This is a genomic window from Massilia sp. P2_C2 (assembly GCF_056404615.1).
This window is the reverse complement of sequence record NZ_JBFUDR010000028.1, coordinates 1-14,976: the sequence shown is the minus strand read 5'-3', so window position 1 is coordinate 14,976 and position 14,976 is coordinate 1. Positions and strand designations below refer to the sequence as shown.

Sequence of the window (14,976 nt, the reverse complement as noted above, 5' to 3'; positions counted from 1 at the left end):
AACCACTTATTCTTAACGAAAAGAAAGCGCTACAATTCAAGATATGTGGCCGCGAATGCGATCGCCGAGCCGTGAGGAGGACATCGATGACCTGGGGTATCGAATTCTCATCCGCAAAATTCCTGCCGACCTTGCCGGAAGATTGCCAGCCGAATCCCGGCGTCTACGGATTCGAACTGGCGCTGTGGCTGGCGCAATCGCTCTGCCGGCAAGGGATCGTCACCGGCTATCCGTGCGCGGAAGACTGGGGCTGGTGTCTCGACTACGCGCCGACCGAGGAACTGCGGCTCACCATCGCCTGCGCCAGCCTGTGCACGGCCGAGGCCGGCTACCAGGGCCAACCGATCGGCTGGGCGGTCTCGATCCGCGAGCGGCTCAGCCTGGAACAGCGCTTGCGTAATCTGTCGAACCACGCTGCGCTGGAAGACCTGGGCCGGCAGATCGTCGACCTGCTGCGGGCCGAGCAGATCGACGCCGTGCGCGTGCACGCGGCCACGTAGGATTTTGTTACAAAGAAACTGTCCGCCTCCCGCACGGGCCCCGCGTTAACGGCACAGGCGCCGAGGGAAGGCGCTCGAAACCATGGAGACATCATGAAACGCCTGCTTGCCGCCGCCGCCGTCCTGGCCACTTTTACGCACGCCGCCTTTGCCGGCGAACTGACCCTGTTCTCGGACAGTAACTTCCGCGGCAACCGCGTGACCCTCGACCGCGAAGCGCCGAACCTGGGCGCCGTCGGCTTCAACGACCGCGCCTCGAGCGTCGTCGTCCGCTCCGGCACGTGGGTGCTGTGCGAGCACGCCAACTTCGGCGGTCGCTGCGCCGAGTTCGGTCCGGGCGAATACCGTGAACTGCCCGGTTTTAATGATGCCATCTCCTCGGCGCGCCAGATCGACCGTGACGGCCAGGGCCGCTGGCGCGACCGCGATCGCGATGACGACCGTGGCAACGGCTATGGGAACGACCGCGATCATGACCGTGGCGGCTGGCACGGCGGATGGCAGGGAGGCGGGCAGGGCGGCGGACGTGGCGGCGCCGAGGTCGTGATGTTCGCCGGTCCGAGCTTCCAGGGCCAACAGGTCGAGCTGTCGCAGGACGTGCGCGCCATGAGCGACGTCGGCTTCAACGACCGCGCCACCTCGCTCATCATCCGCGAAGGCCGCTGGGAATTTTGCGAACACGCCGACTTCCGCGGCGAATGCATCGTGCTGGGGCCGGGCCGCTACGACGTCCTCGACCGGATGAACAACCGCATCTCCTCAATGCGCCGCGTCCGCTAAAAATTCGGGGTCAGAGCACTTTTTAGGGCAATAACTTCGCAGCATCCCGTCCATCAGTGCACAATGCTGCTCACGCTGCCGCCGCAAAAGTCTCATCGGCATGCACACGGTCGTTGGCATCGTATCGCAGGAACCATTGATCGAATATTCGCTCTGACCCCGAATTTCAGTCAGTTCAACAGGGCCACGCCCTTGATCTGGGCCCACAGGCGCAGGCCCGGTTCGATGGCCAGCTCGCGGCGCGAGCGGGCCGTGATGCGAGCCAGCAGCGGCGATGGCCCGATCCGCAATTGCACGAGCACGTGACCCGGCGTCCCGGTGGCGGCGACCGCCGTCACCACGGCCGGCAGGCGGTTCACGATGCTGGTGCCTTGCGGCTGTTCCAGCGCCAGGCTGACGTCGCGCGCATGGATGCGGCAACGCAGGTGCGTGCCGATGGCTTCGCGGCGCCGGCCCACGAACAGCGCACCGCCGGCAAATTCCAGCCGGGATAACGCATCTTCCTCATGGCCGGCGAGTTGCGTGTCGAGCACGACGCCGGCATCGTCGGCAAAGCTGGGCGGCAGGTCGACGCGCGCCAGCGTCTCCGTCAACGGGCCGCTGGCCACGGCCTTGCCATCGTCCAGCAGCACGAGGTGATCGGCCAGCCGCGCGACCTCGTCCGGAGCGTGACTCACGTAGACGATCGGGATCGCCAGTTCCGCGTGCATGCGCTCCAGGTAAGGCAGGATCTCCAGCTTGCGACGCAGGTCCAGTGCCGCCAGCGGCTCGTCCATCAGCAGCAGGCGCGGCGACGCGAGCAGGGCGCGCGCGATCGCCACGCGCTGGCGTTCTCCACCCGACAGGCCGTCCGGTCGGCGTTCGAGCAGGCTTTCGATGCCCAGCAGCTCCGTTACCGGCGCCAAGTCGAAACGGCGCTCGTGCGCCGGCACCCGCGTGCGTCCGAATTCCAGGTTGGCGCGCACGGACAGGTGCGGGAACAGGCTCGCCTCCTGGAACACGTAGCCGAGGGCGCGCCTGTGCACGGGCACGAAGACGCCGCGCGCGTCGTCCTGCCAGACCTCGCCGCCGAGCGCGACGTAGCCGCCGGGCGCGCGCTCCAGGCCGGCGATGGCGCGCAGGATCGTCGTCTTGCCCGAGCCGGAATGGCCGAACAGGGCGCTGATGCCGCGCTGCGGCAGGTCCAGGTCGACGTCCAGCCGGAAGGCGCCGCGGTCCAGGCGCAGGCGCGCGCGCAGCCCGTCCGTCATCAGCGCCGTCCTTTCATCGCCTGCGGATACACGGTGTACAGCGCCAGCAGCACGATGAAGCTGAAGGCGAGCATGCCGCCAGCCAGCCAGTGCGCCTGGGCATATTCGAGCGCCTCGACGTGGTCGTAGATTTGGATGGACACGACGCGCGTCTTGTCCGGTATATTCCCGCCGATCATCAGCACGACGCCGAACTCGCCCACCGTGTGCGCGAAGCCGAGCACCGCGCCGGACAGGAAGCCGGGCCGGGCCAGCGGTACGACCACGGACCAGAACGTGTCCCACGGACTTGCGCGCAAGGTGGCCGCCACTTCCAGCGGCCGCGGCCCGATCGCCTCGAAGGCGTTCTGCAGCGGCTGCACGACGAACGGCAGCGAATAACACACGGACGCCAGCACGAGGCCGCCGAACGAAAACGGCAGCAAGCCGATGCCCAGCACCTCCGTCAGCTTGCCGACCGGACCGTTCGGCCCCAGCACGAGCAGCAGATAAAAGCCGATCACGGTCGGCGGCAGCACGAGGGGCAGGGCGACGACGGCGCCCACCGCGTGGCGCAGGCGCGAGCGCGTGCGCGCGAGCCACCAGGCGATCGGCGTACCGATCGCCAGCAGCAGCAGGGTCACGACGGTGGCCAGTTCCAGCGTCAGGCGGACGGCCGCGAGGTCGGCGTCGTCAAGCGTCACAGTTCATAACCGTAGGAGCGGATGATCTCTTTGACCTTGTTCGACTTCAGATAGCCCTCCAGCGCCTTCGCGGCCGGATTGGCGCTGCCTTTCGCCAGAATCACGGCATCCTGGCGAATCGGACCGTGCAGGTTGGCCGGCACGATCCAGCCCGAGCCGGAGGTGAATCTGCCATCGCGATAGACTTGCGCCAGCGCGACGAAACCGAGCGGCGCATTGCCCGTGCTGACGAACTGGTAAGCCTGGGCGATATTTTCGCCTTGCACGAGCTTGCCCTGCACGCGATCGAGGAGGTTCAGCTTCGTCAGCGTTTCGATGGCGGCCGCGCCGTACGGGGCCGTCTTCGGATTGGCGATGGCCAGGTGGGCGTAATTCCCCGTCTTCAGCACCTGGCCCTGGTTATCCACATAGCCGTCCGTCGCGGACCACAGCACCAGCTTGCCGGTCGCGTAGGTGAATCGCGTGCCGGGCACGGTGCGGTGCTCCGTTTCCAGCCGGGCCGGCGTCTCGTCGTCGGCCGCCAGCAGCACCTCGAACGGGGCGCCGTTGACGATCTGGGCGTAGAACTTGCCGGTGGCGCCGAACGCGAGCACGGCCTTGTGGCCCGTGTCCTTTTCGAATTCGGCCGCAATCTTTTGCATCGGCGCCGTGAAATTGGCGGCCACGGCCACCTGCACCTCGTTCGCCTGGGCGGCAGCGCCTGCCATCAGGGCCAGCAGGCCGGCAAACCATCTCATCGTCGACTCCTGTCGTAGCGCTATGTAGTAGAGTATATAACGGAAGCTCATGCGTTGTGCGCGATAACGATTCATCCGGAGACCCCATGGAAAGCAACCCGTTCACATTGCAAGGCACCGTCTGGATGACGGTCGACGGCGAGAAATTCGGCGGTCCGGGACGGGTCGAGCTGCTGGCCGCGATCGCGCAAACCGGCTCGATCAGCCAGGCCGCGAAATCTCTCGGCATCAGCTACAAGGGAGCCTGGGACGCGATCGACGCGATGAACAACCTGGCCGGCGAAGCGCTGGTCGAAAGAGTCGCCGGGGGCAGGGGCGGCGGCGGCACCCGCCTGACGGCGCGCGGCGAACAACTGGTCAGGAACTTTCGCACGATCGAACGACTCCACCAGCAATTCGTGGCACAACTCAACCAGCAGGCCGGCCATCTGTCCGCCGACCTCACCCTGATCGGCAGGCTGAACATGAAAACGAGCGCACGCAACCAGTTCTTCGGCACGGTCTCCCGCGTCCAGCCCGGCGCCGTCAACGACGAAATCGAGATCGACATCGCCGGCGGCCACAAAATCGTTGCCATCGTCACCCACGAGAGCACGGAAAGCCTTGGTTTACAAGCAGGCGCGCAGGCCTTCGCCCTCGTCAAGGCCTCGTCGATCATCCTCATGACGGACGCGCAGGGTGCGCGCTTCTCGGCCCGCAACCGCCTCGAAGGCACCGTTGCCCGCCTGACGCCGGGCGCCGTCAACACCGAGGTCGTCCTCGACCTGACGGGCGGGGGCAGCGTCGCCGCCATCATCACCAACGAGAGCGCCCGCGCACTCGAACTGGCGGAGGGCCAGACCGCGACGGCGATGTTCAAGGCGTCCAGCGTGATCGTCGGCGTGCCGGCGTAAAGTACATCCATCAAAACCTCTGCTTGCCAGTAGAGCAATACGGGCCGTAGACTGAGCCTTGCGAACGGCCGGGTTCGGCCATGAGCAGCCGTCCAGAACATGGAAAGCAAGCAGTCACTAGAGGGGAGTGTGGTGTCTGGCGAGACTGAAAGTGGCCTACGTCCTCTCCGTGTTGAAGAGGATTTACTGGTGCGCGCCTTACTCGAGCAAGTAAGCGCCAATGGGAACCTACGTCAGCAGTTGGATAACGCCTTAGTACGCGATATGGCCGATGGTGGAATGGGTAGTTTTGAATTCGCAGGCGACAAGAACCGGACTTTAGGCCGTTGCCTCGTGGAGGCAGAGTACGTCGACTGCGATGGGGTCCAGGTAAGTATCGTGCTGAATGCAGATCAAAACGGTCGGCTGTATGAACTCGACATGTGGAAAGTTGACTTTGCCCCAGTCCAGGAATACCCCGTCCTTGACCGTCTCACAATCAAAATATGATTGCAGAAGGTCATAGACGCTTACGTCCGGTTCGGGTCGAACTCGGCCTGTCGTGACAGTCCGATAGTTTGTCGGCTCGGCAACATGCTATGCTGGCTCGATCGGCCGAGATCGGCCAAAAGCGGAAGCCGATCCAGCGTGAACTGTTTATAAGTGACCGTCGTCCAAATGATTGTCAATATGCTCGGATTTCTGTCGATTCTCAACGCATGTTATGTCGGTTGGGTGGCGTTGGAATTTTCTGCCCCGTTCTGGTTACTCGAGGCTGTCATCTTCGCTGGCTGCGGCATTGGGCTCGTCCTCCGCTACAGGTGGGCGAAATGGCTGTGGTATGGTTGCAGTGCGTCCATCAGCATATGGTGGCTATCGACTGTCGTGTTTCTGGCACTAAAGGGTTGGCCCGACGAAGACGTTTCGGACACGATCATTTCGCTTATCCCAGGGGCACTGCTTTTGTTTGTCTGCATTGGCGGAAGCGTCGCTGTGAGCCGTCAGTATGCGATACATGGCCGCTAAATGAATAATCTCATCATGGAAAAAACTGATCAGGTTCGCTGGTAGACCAACGTGCGCGATGTGCTTGAGGCCGACATGTTTGGCGGAAGTCCGTCGAGCTGGGCGGAAGTGATTTTGTTGTCGTAGCAGTGCAAACCCAGTCGTAAAGTTGGATTGCAGACGACAGCTTCGGGTCGACTGCCGCCGTGAATAAACTGCCGCGTTCAGCCATAGGCGAACGTACTGCCATCCGGCTTGGAGAAAAAATGATGGCAGTCGCAGCCGAAACTGAATGGATCGAAAGCCTTGCTCCAGATTTTGCAATCCGTTTCCTCGCAAGGCTCAGTTGGGAGATAACGATTGTCGGGCGAAACAGTTATGAGACTGGTACTGATGAACTGGCCAACCCGCGCCAACTTCGTCGGGTCAATGAGATTCAACATAGGGTCTCTGCATGTCTTTCTCAGCTACTTGAAGGAACATGCCCCGACGGATTCACGCAATCGATAGCCAAGTGGGTACTCGCAGAACAGGACGACGAGTTAAGTAGCCTCCTGCAATGGTCGTGGACCAAGTCAAGAAAATACGTTGCTGAGAAATGACCGCTTTGGGYCCAGGCCGTGTAAAAACGTGGGTTTCGGGTAAACGGAACCGGGTCTGTAAACGTTGATCCAGTATCTCATCAATACGGATGCCACATGAAGCGCTTTATCGAAGGCGAACATCGAGGACAAGGCACGCTGCTGCCTGAGCTACTGGACGACTACGTTTCCGAGGACAATCCGGTGCGCGTAGTCGATGTATTTGTCGAAGAACTGAACCTTGCCGGGCTTGGCTTCAAGGGTGTACAGCCGGCGAAAACGGGGCGGCCCGCTTACCACCCGGCCGTGCTGCTCAAACTCTACATCTACGGTTATCTCAACCGCATTCAGTCGAGCCGACGGCTTGAGCGCGAAGCCCAACGTAACGTGGAATTGATGTGGCTGACGCAGCGACTGGCACCCGACTTCAAGACGATCGCGAACTTCCGAAAGGACAACGGCAAGGCCATTCGCAACGTCTGCCGCCAGTTCGTCGTCTTGTGCCAGCAGCTGGATTTGTTTTCCGATGCGGTGGTGGCCATCGATGGCAGCAAGTTCAAGGCCGTCAACAGCAGCGACCGCAATTTCACCGATGCCAAGCTCAAGCGTCGGATGCAAGAAATCGAGGCCAACATCACCCGATATCTGGCAGAACTCGATACAGCCGACCGCCAGGAACCCGCTGCCAAACAGGCGAAAGCGGTCCGCCTCAACGACAAGATTGCAGCGCTGAAGGACCAGATGGCGGCGCTCACAGAGATCGAAGCGAAGCTGCAAGAAACAGGCGAAACACAGATTTCGCTCACCGATCCGGATGCACGCTCGATGATGACGCGGGGCTCGGGCATCGTTGGCTACAACGTGCAGACTGCCGTCGACACAAAGCATCACTTGATCGTCGAGCACGACGTAACGAATAACGGCAGCGACCGCGATCAATTGTCCGGCATGGCCAAGAAAGCGCGTACGGCAATCGGGACGCCAAAGCTCACAGCGATAGCCGACCGCGGCTATTTCAAGGGTGAAGAGATTCTGGCCTGCCACGAGGCCGGTATCAGTGCCCTGGTACCGAAGGTGAAGACATCGAATGCCAAGGCTGACGGCAGATTCGACAAGGCCGATTTCATCTACGATCCTGAGAAGGACGAGTTTCGCTGTCCTGCGGGACAAGCACTGATCTGGCGTTTTGCGAGCATCGAGAATGGCCTCAAAAACCATCGCTACTGGAGCTCGAACTGCAAGGATTGCCCGCTCAAGGCCAAGTGCACGCCGAGCCAGCAGCGCCGAGTAACGCGATGGGAGCATCAGGACGTGCTCGACGACATGCAGACACGCCTGGACCAGAACCCAGACGCCATGCGCATCCGCCGCTCGTCCGTCGAGCACCCATACGGCACGATCAAATCATGGATGGGCGCGACGCACTTTCTGACGAAAGGACTGGAGTGCGTGAAAACGGAAATGAGCCTGCACGTGCTCGCCTATAATTTCCGACGATTGATGGCGATTCTGGGCAGATCGGGCATGGTGGCCGCGATCCGGGCCTACGCCCGTTTTCTCAAGCGATTTGGGCTGCTTTGGGGCGTCACCATTCTGAGTTGGCTGAAGTCAGCGGAGATCGATTTTGGTGCGACACGACGCCTCAGGCCGCTCCAGTAACCTTTAAGATTCGAGCAGTCGATCTTGCGTTTTTACACGGCCTCGGCCGGTTCCGGCCGTACACTACTGCGTTCGCACCAACGCGTGAGCCGAGCGTATCAGTGCCGTTGTCCTGCCATCGTGTCTTGAAGCGCTGGACCTGAGGCTTGAATCCTGCCCGACCTTCCTGGGCTGTGACATTTGGCGATTCATCCGCCATCCCGATCACGCATAATCGATACCTCATGCGTGAATACGGATAGCGATGAACGATTTTTTACCCAAGGAATGCGATATCGTGATGGAAGGCGGGGTGACCTCCGGCGTGGTCTACCCCGCGTTCGTGGCCCGGCTGGCCGAGCGCTTTACCTTGCGCTCGATCGGCGGCACCAGCGTCGGCGCCGTGGCGGCGATCGCGGCGGCGGCGGCCCAGTTCAAGCGCAACCGCGTGCGCAAGGAGGGGCAGGGCGAGGATGACGGTTTCCACATCCTGGCGCGGCTGCCCGGCACGCTGCAGGAAACGATCGGCCGCAACACCCGGCTGTTTTCCCTGTTCCAGCCCTGCGCCGCATTGCGTCCGCATTTCCGCGTCATCTCGGCGGCGCTCAACGAGACGAGCAAGATCAAGGCTGCCGGCTATCTGTCGTTCGCCATGCTGTGGAATTTCCCGGCCGGCGCCGTCGTGGGCGCGGGCATGTGGCTGCTGGGCTTCCTGATCAGCAGCAGCCTGCTCGGCGGACAGTGGCCGCGCGTGCCCCTCGTCGGCCTCGCCAGCGCCCTGTGGTTCGGCCTGTGCATGCTCGTGGGCGCGCTGGCCGGGGCGCTGCTGCAGGCCACGTGGTCGGCCTGGCGCGGGCTGCGCGCCAACCGCTGCGGCATCTGCTCCGGCCTGCGCACCGATCCGGACAACCCGCCCGCGCTGACGGAGTGGTTGCACGGGCTCGTGCAGGACATCGCCGGCCTGCCGGAGGGCACGCCGCTGACGTTCGGCCAGCTGCGCACGTCCGAGCCGCCGATCGAGCTGGCGCTGATGACGACGGGCCTCTCGGAGCTGCGCGCGCACCGCCTGCCGCATTCGAGCGCCGACCTCGTGTTCCGCGCCTCCGAGCTGGCCGCGCTGTTTCCAACTGCGATCATCGACTGGATGAAGGCGCGCTCGCGCCACACGCGCCACGGCGCCCGCACGGTGGCGCTGCTGGCGCACATGAACGCCCCCGGCGAAGACTATTACTTCATGCCCGACCCGGACGACCTGCCGCTCGTCGTGGCGGCGCGCATGAGCCTGAGCTTTCCCGTGCTGCTGCAGGCCGTGCCGCTGTACCGCATGCGCGTGCTGCCGGTGCATGGGGACGGCCTCGACCTGCTGCGCGTCTGGTTCTCGGACGGCGGCCTGACCAGCAATTTCCCGATCCATTTCTTCGACGACATCCTGCCCACGCGACCCACGTTCGGCGTCACCTTGCAGGATGACCTGGAGGAAAGCGACCCGTTCGCCGCGCGCGTGTCGCTCCCGACGAACAACAATACCGGCATCACGGCGGCCTGGCTGCCCGTCGACGAAGCCGACGGCCGGCCCTCGCTGCCGCGCTTCGCGGCCGCCATCCTGCGTACCATCCGCACCTGGCGCGACGAGGCATTGAAACGCACCCCGGGCTACCGCGACCGCGTGGTGCAGATCCGCCATACGAAGCGCGAAGGCGGCCTGAACCTGAACATGACGCGTACCGCCATCGACGTGATGAGCCGCAGCGGCGCGGAAGCGGCGCGCCAGGTGATCGAGCATTTCCTCAATCCGGTCGAAAAGGAAAACGGCTGGCTGAATCACCGCTGGGTGCGCATGCGCAGCACGGCCGCCGTGCTGCAGGAAACCTTCGCACCGCTGTCCGACGCCTGGCACGACGCGCGCCTGACGCCGTCGTACGAGGCGCTGTGGCTGGCCCACGGCATGGATGCGCTGCCGGCCTACCAGCTCAGCAAGACCAACCGCACGGCCGGCTTCGCGCTGTGGGAAAGAATCGTGGCCTTGCCGCAGCAGGTGGCGCCGGCCGAACTGTCGGCGCACGCGCCACGGCCGCAGCCGGAACTGGTGATTGCGCCGCGGCTGAACTGACAGCGCCGGGCCGGTCTCAGGGCACGGCTTCGGCGGACAACAGCCGGTCCGCCGGCACGTCGACAACTGCATGCTCGAACAACCCCTGCCCCTCCCAGCGCGGCAGCGGAACATCCGATTGCGTCGGCACCGCCCTGCGCGCATAGCGCGGCCCGAGCCGGGCGATCAGCCCCGGGAAAGCACGGCAATAACTCGACGCCACGCCAGCCAGTTGCGCCAGCCGCTTATACGTGATCACGCTGGCCGGCGGCAGCGCATCGAGCACCAGCACGATGCGCTCGCGCCAGTCGTCGGACCAGGCCGGCAACAGGCGGCCCAGGTCGCGCACGGGGTCGCCCGGGCGGAGCTCGCCGCCGCGCAGCACGCGCGCCAGCATGCCGCGCCGCGTGCCGATGCGCGTGGCCAGGCCCGGCCGGTGGGCGTCCAGGTGGCCGCAGGCCTCGCACTGGAACATCAGGCGCAGCAGGACGCCGTGGCCGACCTGCAGGACGGTGCCGGAGCGCAGGCGCGACGTGTCGAGGTCCACCAGCAGGTTCTCGCGCAGCGCGTGCGGCGGCAGCGCGAAGGCGTCGTAGGCGTCCGTGCCGGCCAGCAGCAGCTGGCGCGGCGACAGCGGGTCGGCGTGCACGTCGCCGTCCAGCCCTTGGCCCGCGATGGCGCGCGCGCCGTCCACGCGCGCGGGCGGCCCGGCGACGTGCGTGCGCAGGGCCAGTGCTTCGATGCGTCCGATGTCCATACCGTATCCGTGTCGTGTGACGATGCCAAAGTCTGCCACACGCACGGCTTGTCCGGCTTGCGCATCCGTCCCCGCCGACGGTACGCACGGGGACGGTCAACGATGCTGACGTTCGCGGGAACTTTCATGTGCCCACGTGTACAGCGCCGGCAAAATCAGCAAGGTGAGCGCCGTCGACGACAGGATCCCGCCGATGACGACCGTCGCCAGCGGCCGCTGCACCTCGGCGCCGGTGCTCGTCGCCAGCGCCATCGGCAGGAAGCCCAGCGAGGCGACGAGCGCCGTCATCAGCACGGCGCGCAGCCGCACCTGGGCGCCTTCGCGCATGGCCTCGCCGGGCAATCGCCCCTGGTCGCGCAGCGTGCGCACGAACGCGATCATCACGAGGCCGTTCAGCACGGCGACGCCGGAGAGGGCGATGAACCCGACCGCCGCCGACATCGACAGCGGCAGGTCGCGCAACCACAGGGCCAGCACGCCGCCGCTGATGGCGAACGGGATGCCGCTGAACACGAGCAGCCCATCCTTCACGCTGTTGAACATCAGGTAGAGCAGCGCGAACACGAGGGCCAGCGCGGCCGGCACGACGAGGGCCAGGCGCCGGCTGGCCGCCTGCAGGTTCTCGAACTGGCCGCCGACGCCCAGCCAGACGCCCGYCGGCAGTGCCACCTTGCCGAGTTGCGCGCGCAGCTCGCCGACGAACGAGCCCAGATCCCGCCCGCGCACATTGGCCGTGACGACGATGCGGCGCTTGCCGTTCTCGCGGCTGATCTGGTTCGCTTCCGGCACGAAGTCCAGGGTGGCGATCGCGGACAGCGGGATGCTGGCGGCGGAGCCGCTTTGCACCGGCAGCGAGATCGGCAGCCGGCGCAGCGCCTCGACGTCGTTGCGCTCTCCTTCCGGCAGGCGCACGGTGATGGCGAAGCGGCGGTCGCCCTCGAACACGACGCCCACGTCGCGGCCGCCGACGAGCGTACCGAACGCTTCCTGCACGTCCGCCACGTTCAGGCCGTAGCGCGCAGCCTTGATGCGGTCGACGGACAGGGTCAGTGCCGGCAATCCTTCCGTCTGCTCGACCCTGACCTCGGCCGCGCCGGGCAGCCGCTCCAGCACCCGCGCGATGCGCTGCGCCGTCGCCTGCATCGCGGCCGTGTCGTCGCCGAAGACTTTCACGGCCACGTCGCTGCGCACGCCCGAGATCAGTTCATTGAAGCGCAGCTGGATCGGCTGCGAAAACTCGTAGCTGTTGCCCGGGATGCGCTGTGCCGCCGCGGCGATCGCCGCCACCAGCTGCGCATGCGTGCGGCGCGGCTGYGGCCAGTCCCGGTGCGGGCGCAGGATGATGTAGCTGTCGGCCGCGTTGGGCGGCATCGGGTCCGTCGCCACCTCGGCCGTGCCGATGCGCGCGAACATGCGCTCGATTTCCGGAAATTCGCGCAGTAGCGCCGTCTCCAGCTTCTGCTGCATCGCCACCGATTGCTGCAGGCTCGTGCCGGGAATGCGCAAGGTGAGCACGGCCAGGTCGCCTTCACTCAGGTTGGGCGCGAATTCCGTGCCCAGGCGCGTCGCCAGCAGGCCGGTCAGCAGCACGCTCAGCACCGCGAACGTCAGCGCGACCGGGCGGTTGCGCAGCACCCAGTCCAGCAGCGGGCGGTACAGGTCGCGCGCCTTGTGCATCAGGCGATTCTCGCGTTCGGCCACGTTGCCGCGCACGCACAGCGCGACGGCGGCCGGCACGAACGTCACCGACAGGATCATCGCGGCGGCCAGCGCCATCACGACCGTGATCGCCATCGGGTGGAACATCTTGCCCTCGATGCCGGACAGCGCCAGCAGCGGCAGGTAGACCGTCATGATGATCAGCTGGCCGAACAGCAGCGGCCGGCGTGCCTCGGCGGCGGCGAGCATGACTTCGGCGCGGCGTTCGTCTGCCGTCAGCGGCCGTCCCAGCGCGGCCTGGGCGAGGCCGAGGCCGCGGATGCAGTTCTCGACGATGACGACGGCGCCGTCGATGATGATGCCGAAGTCGAGGGCGCCCAGGCTCATCAGGTTGACGCTCACGCCCGCCCCGACCATGCCCGTAAACACCATCAGCATCACGAGCGGGATCACGAGGGCCGTCACGAGCGCCGCGCGCAGGTTGCCCAGGAAGACGAACAGGATCGCGATGACGAGCAGGGCGCCTTCGACGAGGTTGTTGCGGACGGTGGCGATGACCTTGTCGACCAGTACCGCGCGGTCGTACACGGGCAGCGCCTGCACGCCGGGCGGCAGCGAGCGGTTCACCTCGGCCAGTTTAAGGCGCGCGCGCTCCGCCACGGCGCGGCTGTTTTCGCCGATGAGCATGAAGACGGCGCCCAGCACGACCTCCTGTCCATTCTCGGTAGCGGCACCGGTGCGCAGTTCGCGCCCCGGTTCGACGGCGGCCACGTCGCGCACGCGCACGGGGGCGCCGTCGACGACGTCCAGCACGATGTTGCGGATCTCGCCCAGCGATTTCACCTGCCCCGGCGTGCGCACGACGAATTGTTCGCCGCCCCGCTCGATATAGCCCGCACCCGCGTTGGCGTTGTTGCGGTCGATGGCATTCACCAGCGTGGCCAGAGATAAGCCGCGCGCCGTCAGTTGCGCCATGTCGGGGGCGACCTGGTATTCCTTCAGGTAGCCGCCGATCGTGTTCACTTCCGTCACGCCGGCCACGCCGCGCAGCTGCGGCGCCACGATCCAGTCCTGGATCTCGCGCAGGTCGGCCGGCGTGTACGGCGTGCCGTCCGGCTTGACGGCGCCGGCGCGCGCTTCCACCGTCCAGTAGAAGATTTCGCCGAGGCCCGTCGCGATCGGCCCCGGCACCGGTTCGACCCGGTCCGGCAGCCGGCTTTTCGCCTGCTGCAGCCTTTCGTTCACGAGCTGACGCGCAAAATAAATGTCGGTGCCGTCGCGGAAGACGACGGTGACCTGCGACAGGCCATAGCGCGACAGCGAACGCACCTGCTCGAGCCGTGGCAGGCCGTTCATCGCCGTCTCGATGGGGAAGGTGATGCGCTGCTCGACTTCCAGCGGMGAGTAGCCCGGTGCCGCCGTGTTGATCTGCACCTGCACGTTCGTGATGTCGGGCACGGCGTCGATCGGCAGGCGCTGATAATTGAAGACACCCAGTGCGGCGAGGGCGAGGACGGCAAGCACGACCAGCCAGCGGCGCGCGATGGCACCGGCGATGAGTTTCTGGAACATGGTCGCCCCGCTCAATCGTCGTGCCCGGCGTCGCTCTTGCCGAGGTCCGCCTTCAACAAAAAGCTGCCGCCGGCCGCATACGTCGTCCCGGCCGCCAGGCCCCGCACGATCTCCGTGCGCCTGCCGTCCGAGCGCCCGGGCACGACGTCGCGCGCCTCGAACCCGGCCTGCGTGCGGACGAACACGACGCTGTGCTCGTGGATCGTCTGGATGGCGTCGGCGGCCACCGTCACGGGGACCTGCGCCTGCGGCCCCATCAGGTCGACGCTCGCCAGCATGCCGGGCCGCAGCCGGCCGTCCCGGTTCGGCAGGGCGATGCGGGCCGTCGCCATGCGCGTCGTTTCACCGAGGACCGGGTCGACGAAGGCCACGGTGCCGTCGATCTCGTCCGGCCTCGTGCCCACGCTGATCTTCGCCGCCATGCCCGTGCCGACCTGGCCCAGGCTGTCCGCGGGCACGGCCGCCTCGACCCACACGTGCGCCAGGTCGGCGATCGTCAGCAAAGGCTTGGTCTCGTCGACGGCCTGGCCCGCCACGGCCGGCTTGTCGACGACGACGCCGGCAAACGGCGCGCGCACCGTCACGCTGCCCGACACGGCGCCGCCGTCGATGCCGAGGGCGCGCAGACGCTGGGCCGCGGCCTGGGCGGCGATGTCGGCTTCCTGCAGGGCCGTCGCGGCGGCCTCCAGGTCYTGGCGGGCGGAGATGCGCTCGTCCCACAGCGTCTTTTCCCGCGCGTGGGTGGTGCGCGCGAGCTGCAGGCGCCGGAGAGTCGCCTGCGCCTCGGCGCGCCATTGCGCGACGGCGGGGCTCCGGAGCGTCACGAGCGCCTCGCCCTGGCGCACCACGGCGC

12 protein-coding genes and 1 pseudogene are annotated in these 14,976 nt (G+C 65.8%); 7 read left to right on the top strand and 6 right to left on the bottom strand.

Going from position 1 to position 14,976, the window contains the following annotated elements:
- Positions 1 to 86 precede the first annotated feature (86 nt).
- Positions 87 to 500: a hypothetical protein gene (locus tag AC1DYX_RS05515; RefSeq protein ID WP_477257100.1), complete on the top strand. Its 414-nt coding sequence runs from the start codon at positions 87 to 89 to the stop codon at positions 498 to 500.
- A 93-nt stretch (positions 501 to 593) separates the two neighbouring features.
- Positions 594 to 1,280: a beta/gamma crystallin family protein gene (locus AC1DYX_RS05510; protein ID WP_477257098.1), complete on the top strand. Its 687-nt coding sequence runs from the start codon at positions 594 to 596 to the stop codon at positions 1,278 to 1,280.
- Positions 1,281 to 1,450: 170 nt separating this feature from the next.
- On the opposite strand, the gene modC is transcribed toward AC1DYX_RS05510, so the two are convergent.
- The 3 genes from modC to modA are packed head-to-tail and all read right to left on the bottom strand — an operon-like array spanning position 1,451 to position 3,950.
- The gene (gene modC / locus AC1DYX_RS05505) at positions 1,451 to 2,530 is read right to left on the bottom strand and encodes a molybdenum ABC transporter ATP-binding protein (RefSeq protein ID WP_477257096.1); all 1,080 of its coding nucleotides are present in this window, start codon (positions 2,528 to 2,530) and stop codon (positions 1,451 to 1,453) included.
- Complete coding sequence (gene modB / locus AC1DYX_RS05500) at positions 2,530 to 3,213, bottom strand: molybdate ABC transporter permease subunit (RefSeq protein ID WP_477257094.1); 684 nt, start codon at positions 3,211 to 3,213, stop codon at positions 2,530 to 2,532. The genes modC and modB overlap by 1 nt, the downstream gene beginning before the upstream one ends.
- Positions 3,210 to 3,950, bottom strand: coding sequence for a molybdate ABC transporter substrate-binding protein (gene modA / locus AC1DYX_RS05495; RefSeq protein WP_477257092.1), 741 nt, complete (start codon positions 3,948 to 3,950; stop codon positions 3,210 to 3,212). Before modA ends, modB begins: the two co-directional genes overlap by 4 nt.
- An 86-nt stretch (positions 3,951 to 4,036) precedes the next feature.
- Between modA and AC1DYX_RS05490 the strand changes: the two genes are divergently transcribed.
- The 5 genes and pseudogenes from AC1DYX_RS05490 to AC1DYX_RS05470 all read left to right on the top strand — a co-directional run bounded on the left by AC1DYX_RS05490 (position 4,037) and on the right by AC1DYX_RS05470 (position 10,156).
- Complete coding sequence (locus AC1DYX_RS05490; protein WP_477257090.1) at positions 4,037 to 4,843, top strand: TOBE domain-containing protein; 807 nt, start codon at positions 4,037 to 4,039, stop codon at positions 4,841 to 4,843.
- A 99-nt stretch (positions 4,844 to 4,942) separates the two neighbouring features.
- Positions 4,943 to 5,332: a DUF6984 family protein gene (locus AC1DYX_RS05485; RefSeq protein WP_477257088.1), complete on the top strand. Its 390-nt coding sequence runs from the start codon at positions 4,943 to 4,945 to the stop codon at positions 5,330 to 5,332.
- 701 nt (positions 5,333 to 6,033) lie between these two features.
- Complete coding sequence (locus AC1DYX_RS05480; RefSeq protein WP_477257086.1) at positions 6,034 to 6,429, top strand: hypothetical protein; 396 nt, start codon at positions 6,034 to 6,036, stop codon at positions 6,427 to 6,429.
- A gap of 96 nt (positions 6,430 to 6,525) precedes the next feature.
- A pseudogene (locus AC1DYX_RS05475) lies at positions 6,526 to 7,953 on the top strand (IS1182 family transposase); the annotation flags it as partial.
- Between the two features lie 358 nt (positions 7,954 to 8,311).
- A complete protein-coding gene (locus AC1DYX_RS05470; protein ID WP_477257084.1) occupies positions 8,312 to 10,156 on the top strand; it encodes a hypothetical protein in 1,845 nt (614 codons plus the stop codon).
- 16 nt (positions 10,157 to 10,172) lie between these two features.
- Here the strand turns inward: AC1DYX_RS05470 and AC1DYX_RS05465 are convergent, their stop codons facing one another.
- The 3 genes from AC1DYX_RS05465 to AC1DYX_RS05455 form a co-directional block, all read right to left on the bottom strand.
- A complete protein-coding gene (locus tag AC1DYX_RS05465; RefSeq protein WP_477257082.1) occupies positions 10,173 to 10,892 on the bottom strand; it encodes an MOSC domain-containing protein in 720 nt (239 codons plus the stop codon).
- 96 nt (positions 10,893 to 10,988) lie between these two features.
- The gene (locus tag AC1DYX_RS05460; RefSeq protein ID WP_477257080.1) at positions 10,989 to 14,123 is read right to left on the bottom strand and encodes an efflux RND transporter permease subunit; all 3,135 of its coding nucleotides are present in this window, start codon (positions 14,121 to 14,123) and stop codon (positions 10,989 to 10,991) included.
- An 11-nt stretch (positions 14,124 to 14,134) separates the two neighbouring features.
- A partial coding sequence (locus AC1DYX_RS05455) for an efflux RND transporter periplasmic adaptor subunit (RefSeq protein ID WP_477257078.1) occupies positions 14,135 to 14,976 on the bottom strand: 842 nt, incomplete at its 5' end.

Bases quoted from the DNA above. Each gene is read 5' to 3' on its own strand.
- modC (WP_477257096.1), bottom strand. From the start codon at position 2,530: ATGACGGACGGGCTGCGCGCGCGCCTGCGCCTGGACCGCGGCGCCTTC.
- AC1DYX_RS05510 (WP_477257098.1), top strand. From the start codon at position 594: ATGAAACGCCTGCTTGCCGCCGCCGCCGTCCTGGCCACTTTTACGCAC.
- AC1DYX_RS05470 (WP_477257084.1), top strand. From the start codon at position 8,312: ATGAACGATTTTTTACCCAAGGAATGCGATATCGTGATGGAAGGCGGG.
- AC1DYX_RS05465 (WP_477257082.1), bottom strand. From the start codon at position 10,892: ATGGACATCGGACGCATCGAAGCACTGGCCCTGCGCACGCACGTCGCC.
- modA (WP_477257092.1), bottom strand. From the start codon at position 3,950: ATGAGATGGTTTGCCGGCCTGCTGGCCCTGATGGCAGGCGCTGCCGCC.
- AC1DYX_RS05485 (WP_477257088.1), top strand. From the start codon at position 4,943: ATGGAAAGCAAGCAGTCACTAGAGGGGAGTGTGGTGTCTGGCGAGACT.
- AC1DYX_RS05490 (WP_477257090.1), top strand. From the start codon at position 4,037: ATGGAAAGCAACCCGTTCACATTGCAAGGCACCGTCTGGATGACGGTC.
- AC1DYX_RS05515 (WP_477257100.1), top strand. From the start codon at position 87: ATGACCTGGGGTATCGAATTCTCATCCGCAAAATTCCTGCCGACCTTG.